The organism is Virgibacillus dokdonensis (genome assembly GCF_900166595.1).
GTDB lineage: Bacteria > Bacillota > Bacilli > Bacillales > Amphibacillaceae > Virgibacillus > Virgibacillus dokdonensis.
This window is the reverse complement of the sequence record NZ_LT745763.1, coordinates 3,687,262-3,701,987: the sequence shown is the minus strand read 5'-3', so window position 1 is coordinate 3,701,987 and position 14,726 is coordinate 3,687,262. Positions and strand designations below refer to the sequence as shown.

15 protein-coding genes are annotated in these 14,726 nt (G+C 38.9%); all 15 read left to right on the top strand.

The window, feature by feature from the left end:
- The first annotated feature begins 24 nt into the window (after positions 1 to 24).
- Positions 25 to 237 (top strand): F0F1 ATP synthase subunit C, encoded by a 213-nt coding sequence (gene atpE / locus B2C77_RS18715; protein WP_077706412.1) that lies wholly within the window; start codon positions 25 to 27, stop codon positions 235 to 237.
- Positions 238 to 350: 113 nt separating this feature from the next.
- On the top strand, positions 351 to 878 hold the full coding sequence (gene atpF / locus B2C77_RS18710) for a F0F1 ATP synthase subunit B (RefSeq protein ID WP_077706411.1): 528 nt from the start codon (positions 351 to 353) through the stop codon (positions 876 to 878).
- The gene (locus B2C77_RS18705; protein ID WP_077706410.1) at positions 875 to 1,420 is read left to right on the top strand and encodes a F0F1 ATP synthase subunit delta; all 546 of its coding nucleotides are present in this window, start codon (positions 875 to 877) and stop codon (positions 1,418 to 1,420) included. The genes atpF and B2C77_RS18705 overlap by 4 nt, the downstream gene beginning before the upstream one ends.
- Positions 1,421 to 1,438: 18 nt before the next feature.
- Positions 1,439 to 2,950, top strand: a complete 1,512-nt coding sequence (gene atpA / locus B2C77_RS18700; protein ID WP_077706409.1) for a F0F1 ATP synthase subunit alpha — start codon at positions 1,439 to 1,441, stop codon at positions 2,948 to 2,950.
- 48 nt (positions 2,951 to 2,998) lie between these two features.
- Entirely contained in the window at positions 2,999 to 3,868 is an 870-nt protein-coding gene (gene atpG / locus B2C77_RS18695; RefSeq protein WP_077706408.1) for an ATP synthase F1 subunit gamma, read from the top strand.
- Between the two features lie 44 nt (positions 3,869 to 3,912).
- The gene (gene atpD, locus B2C77_RS18690) at positions 3,913 to 5,322 is read left to right on the top strand and encodes a F0F1 ATP synthase subunit beta (protein WP_077706407.1); all 1,410 of its coding nucleotides are present in this window, start codon (positions 3,913 to 3,915) and stop codon (positions 5,320 to 5,322) included.
- A gap of 95 nt (positions 5,323 to 5,417) precedes the next feature.
- Positions 5,418 to 5,813: a F0F1 ATP synthase subunit epsilon gene (locus tag B2C77_RS18685; RefSeq protein WP_073009289.1), complete on the top strand. Its 396-nt coding sequence runs from the start codon at positions 5,418 to 5,420 to the stop codon at positions 5,811 to 5,813.
- Between the two features lie 743 nt (positions 5,814 to 6,556).
- Positions 6,557 to 6,787, top strand: coding sequence for a DUF1146 family protein (locus B2C77_RS18680; protein ID WP_073009292.1), 231 nt, complete (start codon positions 6,557 to 6,559; stop codon positions 6,785 to 6,787).
- A 101-nt stretch (positions 6,788 to 6,888) separates the two neighbouring features.
- The gene (locus B2C77_RS18675) at positions 6,889 to 7,608 is read left to right on the top strand and encodes a YwmB family TATA-box binding protein (protein WP_164085343.1); all 720 of its coding nucleotides are present in this window, start codon (positions 6,889 to 6,891) and stop codon (positions 7,606 to 7,608) included.
- Between the two features lie 34 nt (positions 7,609 to 7,642).
- Positions 7,643 to 8,971: a UDP-N-acetylglucosamine 1-carboxyvinyltransferase gene (gene murA, locus B2C77_RS18670; protein ID WP_077706405.1), complete on the top strand. Its 1,329-nt coding sequence runs from the start codon at positions 7,643 to 7,645 to the stop codon at positions 8,969 to 8,971.
- Positions 8,972 to 9,171: 200 nt separating this feature from the next.
- A complete protein-coding gene (gene dppA / locus B2C77_RS18665) occupies positions 9,172 to 9,996 on the top strand; it encodes a D-aminopeptidase DppA (RefSeq protein WP_077706404.1) in 825 nt (274 codons plus the stop codon).
- A gap of 11 nt (positions 9,997 to 10,007) precedes the next feature.
- Positions 10,008 to 10,943: an ABC transporter permease gene (locus B2C77_RS18660; RefSeq protein WP_077706403.1), complete on the top strand. Its 936-nt coding sequence runs from the start codon at positions 10,008 to 10,010 to the stop codon at positions 10,941 to 10,943.
- Complete coding sequence (locus B2C77_RS18655) at positions 10,940 to 11,905, top strand: ABC transporter permease (RefSeq protein ID WP_077706402.1); 966 nt, start codon at positions 10,940 to 10,942, stop codon at positions 11,903 to 11,905. Before B2C77_RS18660 ends, B2C77_RS18655 begins: the two co-directional genes overlap by 4 nt.
- Positions 11,906 to 11,913: 8 nt before the next feature.
- On the top strand, positions 11,914 to 12,918 hold the full coding sequence (locus tag B2C77_RS18650) for an ABC transporter ATP-binding protein (protein WP_077706401.1): 1,005 nt from the start codon (positions 11,914 to 11,916) through the stop codon (positions 12,916 to 12,918).
- Positions 12,919 to 12,933: 15 nt separating this feature from the next.
- Positions 12,934 to 14,559: a peptide ABC transporter substrate-binding protein gene (locus tag B2C77_RS18645; RefSeq protein WP_077706400.1), complete on the top strand. Its 1,626-nt coding sequence runs from the start codon at positions 12,934 to 12,936 to the stop codon at positions 14,557 to 14,559.
- Positions 14,560 to 14,726 lie beyond the last annotated feature (167 nt).

The following is a 14,726-nucleotide window of genomic DNA, read 5'->3' as shown; positions in this document are numbered from 1 at the left end:
TTATAATAAAAGGAGGAAATAGGAATGGAAGCTTTAGCAGCAGCAATAGCAATTGGTTTGGCAGCGTTAGGCGCTGGTCTTGGTAACGGGATGATCGTTAGTAAAACAGTAGAAGGGATTGCTCGTCAACCAGAATTAAAAGGTTCATTACAAGGTACAATGTTTATCGGGGTAGCACTAGTTGAGGCGATTCCTATTATCGCAGCGGTAATCGCATTTATGGCTATTTTTATGTAAACTATCATAATTTAACATGGCGAGGATTAGCTAAACAGTCTTCGCCATTCCTTTATGGGGTTTAATCGCAAAATAGTTTGAAGTTGTTACCGATCACGAAAGGAGTGAGATTAGTGTATTCATACATCGATGTTTTATCCGTAGGTGCCAGCGTTGGAGGCTTAAGAGTAATCGATATGGCGATTCAATTATTTTTCTTCCTTCTTCTACTATACTTAGTAAAGAAATTCGCTTGGGGCCCAGTTATTAATATGATGCAAAAGCGTGAAGAATATGTAGCTAATGAAATAGATGCAGCTGAAAAAAGCCGTGCTGATGCTGAAAAAGCTTCTCAAGAAGCACAGGAACGCTTAAAGCAAATGAAACAGGAAGCACAAAAGATTGTGGATGATGCAAAAGAGGCTGGTCAAAAGCAAGAGCAAGAAATTATTCGAGCAGCTCGCGAAGAGGCTAATCGCCTTAAAGAATCTGCCCAAGCAGACATCCAAAATGAAAAAGAAAAAGCATTACAAGCATTACAGGATAAAGTTGCATCATTATCAGTATTAATTGCAACGAAAGTGATTGAAAAAGAAATCGATGAGAAAGATCAAGAGAAACTGATTAATGAGTACATTAAAGAGGTAGGAGAAGAGCTATGAGTAATGAAACAATAGCGAAGCGTTACGCGGATGCTCTTTTCCAACTTGGTCAAGAAAAGTCTCTACTTGAAGCGTTGACTCAAGAGTTGAAAGTAGTCAAAAAAGCTTTTCAGGACAATAAAGATCTTTATACATTCCTCATGCATCCACGTATTAGCAATGCGAAGAAACAACAATTTTTGCAAGATGTATTTCAACAGGCGCATAAAGAAGTGGTGAATATATTAAATCTGCTTGTGCAGCGTCATCGAATTGATTTACTTCCGGCAATTATTGATCATTTTATTCGGCTAGTAAATGATGCAAAAGGAATTGCAGCTGCAACCGTCTATTCTGTAAGAGCATTATCGGAGGAAGAATGTCGGGAATTGGAGTCAAGCTTTGCCAAGCGTTTTGATAAACAGGCAATCGAGCTAACAAATATTGTTGATCCTTCCTTAATCGGTGGCATGAAAATACGTGTTGGCAATACGATTTATGATGGCTCCGTTAGCGGTAAGCTGAAAAGAATTGAGCGAAATATTGTAACTGCAAACAAATGAAGATAGGGGTGAAATGGTATGAGCATCAAAGCTGAAGAGATTAGCAGTCTGATTAAACAGCAAATTGAAACTTTTGATACAGATATTGAAGTTAGCGATGTCGGCACAGTAATCGAAATCGGTGACGGTATTGCTCGTGCTCATGGTCTAGATAACGCGATGGCCGGGGAATTACTTGAATTCTCTAATGGCGTGATGGGCTTGGCGCAGAACTTAGAAGAAAGTAATGTGGGGATTGTTATTTTAGGTCCTTACAGTGAAATAAAAGAAGGCGATGAAGTACGTCGTACAGGACGTATTATGCAAGTACCTGTTGGAGATGAATTAATTGGTCGTGTGGTTAACCCACTAGGACAACCATTGGACGGTAAAGGTGCGATAGAAGCAACGAAAACACGTCCGATTGAATCTCCTGCACCCGGGGTAATGGATCGTAAATCTGTTGACGAACCATTACAAACAGGTATAAAAGCGATTGATGCGCTCGTACCAATTGGTAGAGGGCAACGTGAATTAATTATCGGTGACCGACAAACAGGTAAAACAACGGTTGCGGTGGACACCATCTTGAACCAAGCAGATCAAGACATGATTTGTATTTATGTGGCGATTGGTCAGAAAGACTCTACTGTACGAAGCACCGTGGAAACATTCCGTCGTTATGGTGCTTTAGATTATACGATCGTTGTTTCAGCTGGTGCTTCTGATCCTGCTCCATTATTATACTTAGCTCCTTATGCAGGTGTTGCTATGGGAGAAGAATTTATGTATAACGGTAAGCACGTGCTTGTAGTTTATGATGATTTGTCCAAACAGGCTGTAGCTTATCGTGAGCTTTCATTACTTTTACGTCGCCCGCCTGGACGTGAAGCATTTCCTGGTGACGTATTCTACATTCACTCTCGTTTATTAGAGCGTGCGGCTAAGTTAAGTGATGCAAAAGGTGGCGGTTCTTTAACGGCGTTACCATTTGTTGAAACACAAGCTGGTGATATTGCTGCCTATATTCCAACAAACGTTATTTCCATTACAGACGGACAAATTTTCTTACAATCAGATCTATTTTTCTCTGGCGTTCGTCCAGCGATTAATGCTGGTTTATCCGTATCACGTGTTGGTGGTTCAGCACAAATTAAGGCGATGAAAAAAGTTGCAGGTACTTTGCGTTTGGACTTAGCTTCTTATCGTGAGTTACAAGCATTTGCGCAATTTGGTTCCGATCTGGATAAAGCGACACAGGCAAAACTAAACCGTGGAGAACGCACTGTAGAGATTTTAAAACAAGGATTGCATAAACCAATGGCTGTAGAAAAACAAGTTATGAGTATTTATGCACTCACTAAAGGGTTCCTTGATGATATTGCAGTAGAGGACATTCTTCGTTTCGAAGAAGAAATGAATACTTGGTTAGAGAATAATCGTAAAGAGCTTCTAACTTCCATTCGTGAGACTGGAAAATTACCTGATGAATCAGAAATGAACGAAGCTATTGAAGCTTTCAAGAAAACATTTTTGCCATCTGAAGGTTAATGTATATAATAGCGCGTAACCTTTTATGAGAAAGGGCGGTGAACGAGCTTGGCATCACTTAGAGAGATTAAAGGTAGAATAACTTCTACGCAAAAAACGAAAAAAATCACCTCTGCCATGCAGATGGTTTCAGCTTCTAAAATGGCAAAAGCAGAGCAAAATACAAAAGCTTTTGAACCTTACAGTAAAAAAATTCAAGAAGTGATGGCACATATTGCAAACTCTGCTACAGAGACTACACATCCTATGTTGGAAAAACGAGCAGTAAAACGAACGGGGTATATGGTCATCACAGCAGATAAAGGACTTGTCGGAGCATACAACAGCCACATTTTAAAAGCTCTGTATCAAAGAATTCAACAGAATCATCAATCCAAAGATGAGTACACCATTATAGCCATCGGTAGAATGGGCTATGAGTTCTGTAAAAAGATGGATCTGCCAATTACACAAAGCATTATTGGTATTGGCGATCAGCCTGACTTTGCAGATATTAAAGAAATTGCTTCGGAAACGGTGCAATTATATGTAGATGAAGAAATTGATGAGCTACACATCATTTATAATCATTATGTAAGTGCCATCTCGCAAAAGGTAACGACAACGCAACTGTTGCCGATTACGGATTTAGGAGTGCAGACTACTGATTCTGCCTTTCATGATGAGTATGAGTATGAGCCAAATGAGCAACAAATTCTCGAAGTGCTTTTACCACAATATGCAGAGAGTCTCATTTATGGAGCATTATTGGATGGAAAAGCAAGTGAACATGCGGCAAGTATGACTGCAATGAAGAGTGCAACAGATAATGCTAATGAGCTTATTGATGATTTAACATTGACCTACAACCGCGTGCGTCAAGCTGCAATTACACAAGAAATAACAGAAATTAGCGGAGGAGTCGCCGCGCTTGAATAGGCTTCTTCGGTGGAATTTAGGAAAGTATGTTAGGAGGGAAATCGATGAGCAAAGGACGTATTACACAAGTAATGGGACCTGTCGTTGACGTTAAATTCGCTGATGGACAGCTTCCCGACATTAACAATGCGATTATTGTTAAAATACCTGATGAATCATCTAATGAAATGAAAGAGCTCACCTTGGAGGTTGCGCTTCATTTAGGTGATAACAGTGTCCGTACCATTGCAATGTCATCAACGGATGGCTTAAGACGTGGTTTGGAGGTTGTTGACCAAGGAAGCCCGATTTCGGTTCCTGTTGGCGATGTAACATTAGGTAGAGTATTTAACGTACTCGGAGACAATATTGACTTGGATGAACCGTTGGACTCAGGTGTGCGTCGTGATCCAATTCATCGTCAATCACCACAATTTGAAGATTTAACAACGGAAACAGAAATTTTGGAAACAGGAATAAAAGTAGTCGACTTACTTGCACCTTATGTAAAAGGTGGAAAAATCGGTTTGTTTGGTGGAGCCGGTGTTGGTAAGACAGTACTTATTCAAGAGCTTATTAATAACATAGCACAAGAGCATGGTGGTATTTCTGTGTTTGCTGGTGTTGGTGAACGTACCCGTGAAGGTAATGATCTGTACTATGAAATGAAGGATTCTGGCGTTATTTCTAAAACAGCGATGGTGTTTGGTCAAATGAACGAACCACCTGGTGCGCGTATGCGTGTAGCTCTAACTGGGCTAACGATGGCAGAGTATTTCCGTGATGAGCAAGGGCAGGATGTATTGTTATTTATTGATAACATCTTCCGTTTTACACAGGCAGGAACAGAAGTATCTGCACTACTAGGACGGATGCCTTCTGCGGTTGGTTACCAGCCAACGTTAGCAACAGAAATGGGACAATTACAGGAACGTATTACATCTACGAAAAAAGGTTCTGTTACATCAATCCAAGCTATTTATGTACCTGCTGATGACTATACGGACCCTGCACCAGCAACAACGTTTGCGCACTTAGATGCAACAACAAACCTTGATCGTGGTTTATCAGAACAAGGTATCTATCCTGCGGTGGATCCGTTAGCTTCCACTTCGCGTGCATTAGACCCAGAAGTTGTTGGACAAGAGCATTATGACGTAGCCGTGGAAGTACAGCAAACATTACAACGTTATCGAGAACTACAAGATATTATTGCGATCTTAGGAATGGATGAGTTAAGTGATGAGGATAAACTCGTTGTGTCTCGTGCACGTCGTATTCAGTTCTTCCTTTCACAAAACTTCCACGTCGCAGAGCAATTTACAGGTCAACCAGGTTCCTATGTTCCTGTTGAAGAAACAGTAAAAGGTTTTAAAGAAATATTAGCTGGAAAATACGATGATCTACCAGAAGATGCCTTCCGTTTAGTAGGGCGTATTGAAGAAGTAGTTGAAAAAGCAAAAAGCATGGAATAAGAGGCTTGATAGGAATGAATCCTATTCATACTTGCAGGTTGATGAATACGTATTATGCATTGACCGCCTTCATGTTAAGCTAAGGAGGGGTTGCTTTGAAAACACTAACGGTGAGTGTTGTTACTCCCGACGGTCCAGTACTAGAAGATAGCTACGAGATGGTGAGTTGTAAAGCAGAAAGCGGAGAATTGGGTATTTTACCTGGCCACATTCCTTTAGTTGCACCATTGTCCATTAATGCAGTTCGTTTGAAACGTGAAAATCATGTAGATAAACTAGCGGTTAATGGTGGTTTTATGGAAGTGCGTCCAGATAAAGTGACGATTTTAGCGCAGTCTGCAGAAAAACCATCTGACATTGATATCGATCGTGCCGAGCGTGCAAAAGAGCGTGCGGAACGCCGTCTCCAATCAAAACAAGATGATATTGATACGTTAAGAGCAGAACTAGCTCTCAAAAGAGCTATCAATCGCTTAAGGGTAATAAGATAATTTGAGAAATCTCTTATAACTATATGTTATAAGAGGTTTTTTGCATTATAGGAAAGCAAAAAATTTTTAATTTTATAACATAAACAAAACGATGGCATTGTTTGTTACAAGTTTTTTACAATTTAATGGAAAATGACAACTCCATTGACTTAATGACTCTTTATATAGTGCAAGAAAAGAACTATTTTCCGCTATAAAAAATTGAATAAAAACCAAATTTTTCTAAAACTAAGAGGATCTTACCTATTTATCTCGAATATATGGTACTGCAAGACTCTCTTTTCATTAATTGGAAGATGTGAGCTGAACAAGTCTGAGTGGGAGATAACAGCGCTTAAAATCTCTTTTTTGTAAGAGGTCTTATTGTAATACCCCTAGGTTACGAAGCAATGAGTACGAGATGAATGAAGCCCATCAAATTCACTGGATTTTTTTAGATGATGTAGAAAGTCTATAATGAAAGCTATTTGTCAGTATTGTCTATAGCAATGTCGATATTTCCCGGGAAATGTAGTTATTTCAAACTACTTTAAAACGGGATATAATCTCTAGCTGTCATTTACATTGACTTTTTTCCATATCCATGGCAAAGTAACTAGTAGCGCTTCAATTAGAAGAGTTTTACTGGAAAGTGTTTTCAGTTAAGAGCCTAAAGTCTTTTGGATTTTAGTATCACAAAAACGGAGCCTTTCTCCATTAAAACTTGGTGATAATTTAATCAGTAATGTATAAAGGTGGTTCTTATGTTTTCACTAGGGCAACAGGCATTAGTTAGTTTAATCTCACATATTCTCTTTATATATGTAACATGGAGATTGATGATGGCAATTAATTTTGAGCCAATGATTAAAAAAGGAAGAGCCAAAGAGGCGCAAATATTAATTCTGTTTTTAACCATCGTGATTGGATCAGGTGTCAGCCGCTTCTTTCTAGAAGTACTCCAGTGGTCAAGAGATTTAAACCATTTATTTTAAAATTTACGTATAATAAGAGAATACGTGTAGGACCATGTATGCTTTTGCTTCTCCCAGTTCATACTATTTATAGTAAATAGGTGGATATGGGGGATTTTATTGTGAAAAAGTCTATTATTCTAGCAATTTTATGTTTGTTCGTCGCAAATACAATAGTAGCGCAAACGCATGATAGAACTGAAAATGAATTATTGGATTTAGTTCATTTTATGATTGCTGAAGACACTTCTATTCTGGAATGGGAAACAACGTGGAAAGAATCTATTTCCCAAGCAAGAACAGATGATTTAGTAGAAATGCTAAGTCGTAAATATCATAAGCATGTAACAAAAGATGAGCAGAAAATAAAATATTCCTTTGAAGACAGCCATATCTATAAAGGGTTCAACGTATTGTTTCATGTGATCCTTCCGCGTCAAAAACATGTTAATGCAGAATTGATCGTCGTTGTGAAAGGAAATGGATGGCATTCGGATATGGAAAAAAACTATCGGAATACCGTTTTAAGCTTTCAAAAAGAATATTTCACAAGTTCTGTAAAGAAATTTGCTTGTCTGACGACTAAAGGAAATGGTATAATAAGTAGTGATTATTTTTTAAACAAATTAACAAATTATTTTCAAATACAGCAAAAACAGACGCAATTCGATACAATAGAACAATCGACACATAAAAAAATCATTTACGGGTATACACCAGTGTGGGAACGAAAAATTTCCGTAAATGATACACCTATGAACATACAAATCGCAGTTGAAGAAAATGGATCGGACAATCCTACATACGTGATAGGAACACCTATCCTAATAAATGAATATTAATATAGTGAAAATGGATCTGAAGGAGATTTGAAATATGGAAAAAATCATCGTAAGAGGTGGACACCAATTGCAAGGCACTGTGAAAGTGGAAGGTGCTAAAAATGCTGTTCTCCCTGTCATTGCTGCTAGTCTTATTGCAAGTGAAGGAAAAAGCGTCATTAAGGATGTTCCTGAACTAGCTGATGTATATACAATTAATCAAGTGTTGGAAAATATGAATGCAAGTGTACATTTTGACAATAACACAGTTACGGTTGATGCTTCAAATCGTTTAACAACAGAAGCTCCATTTGAATATGTAAGAAAAATGCGTGCTTCTGTTCTTGTAATCGGACCATTGTTAGCACGTTACGGTCATGCAAAAGTAGCTATGCCTGGTGGGTGTGCAATTGGTTCTAGACCAATTGATTTGCATTTGAAGGGCTTTGAGGCGATGGGTGCCAAGACGCATGTTGGAAATGGGTTTGTCGAGCTTCATGTCGACAAGCGTCTTAAAGGTGCGAAAATTTATTTAGATATGCCAAGTGTTGGTGCAACGGAAAATATTATGATGGCGGCTGCGCTAGCAGAAGGAAAGACAGTTTTAGAAAACTGCGCCAAAGAACCAGAAATTGTAGATTTAGCGAATTATTTAAATAAGATGGGTGCCAAAATTGTTGGTGCAGGAACAGAAACCATTCGTATTGAAGGCGTAGACAAATTGTATGGTGCAGAGCATTCGATTATACCTGATCGTATTGAAGCAGGTACGTTTATGGTGGCTGCAGCCATAACAGAAGGAAATGTGTTAATTGAAAATGCTGTTACTGAGCATTTACGTTCCGTTATTTCCAAGTTAGAAGAAATGAATGTTATCGTGCAAGAAGAAAAAAATGGCTTAAGGGTAATTGGTCCAAAGCAATTGAAAGCAACGGATATAAAAACGTTACCTCATCCTGGTTTCCCTACAGATATGCAATCCCAAATGATGGCCTTAATGTTAGTTGCTCAAGGCACTAGTGTTATTACGGAGACGGTGTTTGAAAATCGGTTTATGCATGTGGAAGAATTCCGTCGTATGAATGCTAAAATGAAAATAGAAGGACACAGTGTCATTATCGAGGGACCTTGTAATCCACAAGGAGCTGAAGTGGCAGCTACGGATTTAAGAGCGGCTGCAGCACTTATTTTAGCTGGTTTAGTAGCTGATGGTGTGACTAGAGTTACGGAATTAAAACATCTTGACCGTGGTTACGTGGATTTTGCTGGAAAATTAGCAGCATTAGGAGCAGATGTGGAAAGAGTGGATGAGCATGGTAATTCAGTTTTGCCTTATGTGCATGTAGAACCAATCAATCGTTCTATAGCTGCAAAACTGTCATAATTTGGATATTATCATTATTATTAAAAGATGTTGTTTCATAGATATACAATATAAGTAAAAACAGATGAAAAGGTTTCGATCATCTGTTTTTTTGTATTAAATATAATGCAGTAATAGTTTTTTATTAAAATTCAAACTTTTCTTTTTAGTAATTTTGTGTTAAAATTTAAGAAAATTTTAACATTAGGGAGAATGTTCAGATGAAACTGTATGTTTCTATGGATATGGAAGGAATTACGGGGGTGCCAGATGAAACTTTCGTCGCCTCATCAATGCACAATTATGAACGTTCCAGGAAGATGATGACGGAAGAAGCCAACGTGGTCATTCGTGCGGCTATTGCCCAAGGTTGTTTAGAAATTATTGTTAATGATAGCCATTCTAAGATGAATAACTTACTGATTGAGGATTTACATGAAGATGCGCAGCTTATTACTGGTGACGTAAAGCCATTTTCCATGATGCATGGGCTAGATGCCTCGTATGATGCCGCTATATTTGTCGGTTATCATGCACGAGCAGGAACGTTTGGAGTTATGTCTCATACGATGATTCATGCTGTAAGGACGATGTATATCAATGATCACGAAATTGGTGAGATGGGATTAAATGCTTATTTGGCAGGTTTTTATGGAGTACCCATTATAGCTGTTGCAGGTGATGATCAAGCAGCAAAGGAAGCAAGTGAACTTATTCCAAATGTCACAGCTATAGCTGTGAAAGAGACGATTTCTCGGTCATCTGTTAAAAGCTTAACACCTAAAAAATCGGCGCAGTTATTAACGGAGAAGATAACAGAAGCTGTACAAAATCGCCATCTTGTTGTACCGCTTATACCTCCCGATAAACCTGTTTTACGAATAGAATTTGCTAATTTCGGACAGGCGGAATGGGCTAGTTTAATGCCTGGTACAAAGATAGAAGCAGGAACAACAGTTGTTCGCTTTCAAGCAAAAGACATACTGGAAGCATATCAGGCAATGCTTGTTATGACAGAGCTTGCCATGTTGACGAAATTCTCATAAGGGGGTGGAGTATGCTACGTTATATAGGAAAGCGCTTACTTATGATGATGGTTACTTTATGGGTAATTGTTACATTGACGTTTATTCTAATGGTGACGATACCAGGTTCTCCGTTTAATAGTGAACGGGGGACAAATGAAGTCGTTCAAGCAAACTTAGAAGCACATTATAATTTGGATGAGCCATACATAGTTCAATATGTCCTTTATTTAAAATCGATTGTTACGTTTGATTTTGGCCCATCGATTAAACAGCCATCACAAACGGTCAATGAAATGCTTGGCCGCGGTTTTCCCATTTCTTTGGAACTGGGAATAATTACTATTATTGTCGCCGTATTATCTGGCATAACGTTAGGTGTGTTTGCAGCGTTAAAGCATAATCAGCTTATTGATTACGTAGCCATGGGTTTTGCTGTGTTAGGTATATCCATTCCCAATTTTGTACTAGCTACCTTGCTTATTCAGCAATTGGCAGTGAATATAGAATGGTTTCCAGTTGCAAGATGGTTAAGTCCCGCACATATGATTTTACCCGTTACAGCACTTGCAACAGGGCCAATGGCGATTATCGCAAGGCTCACAAGGTCAACAATGCTTGAGGTGTTAACACAGGACTATATTAAAATGGCTAGAGCTAAGGGGTTAGCACCGTGGAAGATTATTTGCAAGCATGCTTTAAGAAATGCGTTAATGCCTGTGGTTACCATTATGGGAACCTTACTGGCAGGAATATTAACAGGCACGTTTGTTATTGAGAAAATATTTGCTATTCCCGGAATGGGGAAGTATTTTGTAGAAAGTATCAATCAGCGTGATTATCCTGTTATTATGGGAACGACAGTATTTTACAGCACTTTTTTAATTGTGATGCTATTTCTCGTTGATATTGCCTATGGCATATTAGACCCGCGTATTAAGCTGCATAAGAAAGGCGGGAGAGAATGAAAATAAATGTGACAGACCAAACAGGAAAGAAGCCAACTTCTCATTCGGAAATACCAAATGAATGGTTTTCTTGGAAAGAGCGGGATGCGAAAGCGTTAGAAACGGTATCAAGACCATCTTTATCGTATTGGAAAGATGCTTCGCGAAGATTAGTGAAAAATAAGTTAGCAATGACGGGGTTGGTGTTCTTGGTTTTACTTACTGTTTTCGCAATATTCGCACCTTTATTATCACCGTATGAAGTAAACAAACAAGATCTACCGAATCAGTATCAGCCACCTTCTTTAGAACATTGGTTTGGAACGGATAGTGGTGGGAGGGATGTGTTTACTCGTACATGGTATGGAGCACGTATTTCATTATTTGTCGGCTTAATGGCAGCACTTATTGATTTTACCATTGGGATTATTTATGGTGGCTTGTCCGGATATAAAGGAGGACGTACGGATAATATTATGATGCGGATTATTGAAGTGTTATATGGTCTTCCTTATTTGTTAGTCGTTATTTTATTACTCGTCGTTTTAGGCCCCAGCTTAGGTACTATTATTCTCGCTTTAACCGTTACAGGTTGGGTAGGAATGGCAAGAATTGTACGTGGGCAAGTATTGCAAATCAAAAATTATGAGTTTGTGCTTGCTTCTAGGTCATTTGGTGCGAAGACAGCACGGATTATTCGTAAAAACTTATTACCGAATACAATGGGGCCAATTATTGTGCAAATGACGTTAACAGTTCCAAGTGCGATTTTTGCAGAAGCGTTTTTAAGTTTTCTTGGACTTGGGATTCAAGCCCCATTTGCAAGCTGGGGAGTGATGGCAAATGATTCGTTAGGGGCAATCTTATCTGGACATTGGTGGACATTATTTTTTCCAGCATTCTTCATTTCTTTTACGATGTTTGCATTTAATGTATTAGGGGATGGGCTTCAGGATGCACTTGATCCAAAGCTGAGAAAGTAGGTGAGTAGATGGAGAGACTACTTGAGGTACAAGATTTACATGTAATTTTTTCGACGTATGGTGGGACAATTAAAGCCGTTCGAGGTGTGGATTTTTATTTGAATAAAGGGGAAACACTAGCAATTGTTGGAGAGTCAGGTTGCGGGAAGAGCGTCACCTCACAAGCGATTATGCAACTGATTCCAGAACCGCCAGGAAAAATTGCTAGAGGCAAGGTAATATTTAAGGGCAATGAGATAACTCATTATACCGAAAAACAGATGCGATCGATTCGTGGTGTGGATATATCGATGATTTTCCAAGATCCAATGACAGCATTAAATCCTACGCTAACTATTGGCACGCAGCTTATGGAAGGATTGCAGGAGCATCAATCCATTCGCGGAGAAACAGCTACCTCCAAAGCTTTAGAAATGATGCATTTAGTTGGGATACCAAACCCTAAGGAACGGTTAAAGCAATATCCACACCAATTTAGTGGAGGGATGCGGCAAAGAATTGTGATCGCTATGGCTTTAATTTGTGAGCCAGAGTTATTAATTGCTGATGAGCCTACAACGGCTTTGGATGTAACCATTCAAGCACAAATTTTAGAATTATTTACGACAATTCAAGCAAAAACAGGTGTATCTATTATTCTAATTACGCATGACTTAGGGGTTGTGGCTAAAATAGCCGATCGAATTGCAGTTATGTATGCAGGAAAAATAATTGAAACGGGAACAAAGCGTGACATATTTTACAATCAGCAGCATCCTTATACGAAAGGTTTGCTAAAATCAGTTCCAAGGCTCGATTTAAAAGAAGAGCAATTATCACCAATTGATGGGACACCGCCGGATTTATTTGCGCCACCGCAAGGGTGTCCGTTTACAGCGAGATGCCCTTACGCCATGGAGGTGTGTGATAACGTATATCCTGTAACGACGGAACGAAGCAGTTCACATCGAGTGGATTGCTGGCTGCAGGACAAACGGGCGCAACAACTTCTAGCTCGCACAGCCAACCAATAACGAGGGGGAGAGGTAATGAAGAAAGGGTTGCTTTACTTAATGGGAGTTTTGGTGTTTCTTGTTTTAGCTGCTTGTACGGCAAATGAGAGTACTGGTACAGAAGATGAGAATGGAGAGGGAGAGAAGGCAGGAGATGAAAAAATTCTTCAACTTAATAACGGAGAAGAGCCAACATCTTTTGACCCAGCAATAGGTTTTGATAATGTTTCTTGGAATGCGTTAAACAACTTAATGGAAGGGCTCACGCGACTCGGTGAAGATCATACACCACAACCTGCAGTTGCGGAAAAATGGGATGTTTCAGAAGATGGTACCACATACACATTCTATTTACGTGAGGATGCGAACTGGTCTAATGGCGATCCAGTTGTGGCTGAAGATTTCATCTATGCGTGGGAGCGTTTATTAAATCCAGAAACAGGCTCATCTGCTGGATTTCTAGGTTACTTTATCAAAGGGGGAGAAGCATTTAACAGCGGGGAAGGTTCTACAGAAGATTTAGGAATTACCGCAGTTGATGAAAAAACGCTAGAAGTTGAATTGGAAAACCCGACTGGATTTTTCTTACATGTACTAACCAATCCTGCCTTTTTTCCAGTGAACCATCAAGTGGCTGCAGAAAATCCAGAATGGCATACTGAAGCAGAATCATTTGTAGGTAATGGGCCATTTAAGCTGGAATTTTGGGAACATGATAATGAAATGATATTTACGAAAAATGATGTATACTGGGATGCAGACAGTGTAAGCTTAGACGGCGTGCATTGGGCGATGGTCAATGATACGAATACGGAATATCAAATGTTTGAACGAGGAGAGTTAGATTCAGCCCAAATCCCTGCAGAATTATCCGATCAGATAATTGATGGAGATAATGTGCAGATTGTTGACCAAGGAGGATTAGAGTTTTTCCGCTTTAATGTTACAGAAGAGCCTTTTCAAAATAAGCACATAAGAAAAGCTTTTGCGTTAGCAGTAGATCAAGATAATATTGCAGAATATGTGGTGAAAAATAAAGTGAAGCCTGCTTATGGTTATATATCTCCTGGGTTTACCAACCCTAGCAGCGAAGACTTCCGAGATGTAAATGGCGATCTCGTCTCATTTGATCCTGAGGAAGCAAAGCAGCTTTTAGAAAAAGGGATGAAAGAAGAGGGCTATGATGAACTGCCTACGGTTACTTTATCCTATAATACAAGCGATTTAAATAAAGAAGTAGCTGAAGCAATTCAAGGAATGCTTAGTGAGAATATTGGTGTCGATGTAGAGCTTGAAAATACAGAATGGAATGTTTTCTTAGAAGATCAAAAGGCTTTAAATCATCAATTATCGAGAAGCTCCTTTTTATACGATTACGCTGATCCAGTTAATTTCCTTGAAAGCTTTATTACTGGATCATATATGAATCGCACAGGCTGGTCCAATGAACAGTATGATAAATTAATTGTCCATGCAAAATCACAAGCGGATGAAGCGAAACGTTGGGAATATATGTATGAGGCAGAAAAGCTATTAGCAGAAGAAATGCCGTTATTTCCAGTTCGTTATTATAATCAGGTAGAAGTATTACAAGAAGGTGTAACAAACATACTTCGCCATCCAGTAGGGTATCTGGATTTAAAGTATGCCGATAAGCAATAGCTACGTAAGGGGGGTATTAAGAAAACCAACATGGCTCTTGTCAAGGAGCTTTTGCTTATGATAGCCAAAGTTTTTCTAATACTATAGGAAAGTATAAAAGGTTTAAAGGTTTATAATATAAGAAAAACTACAGCTTTTGCCATAAAACTTGGCGACAAGCCAAGTTT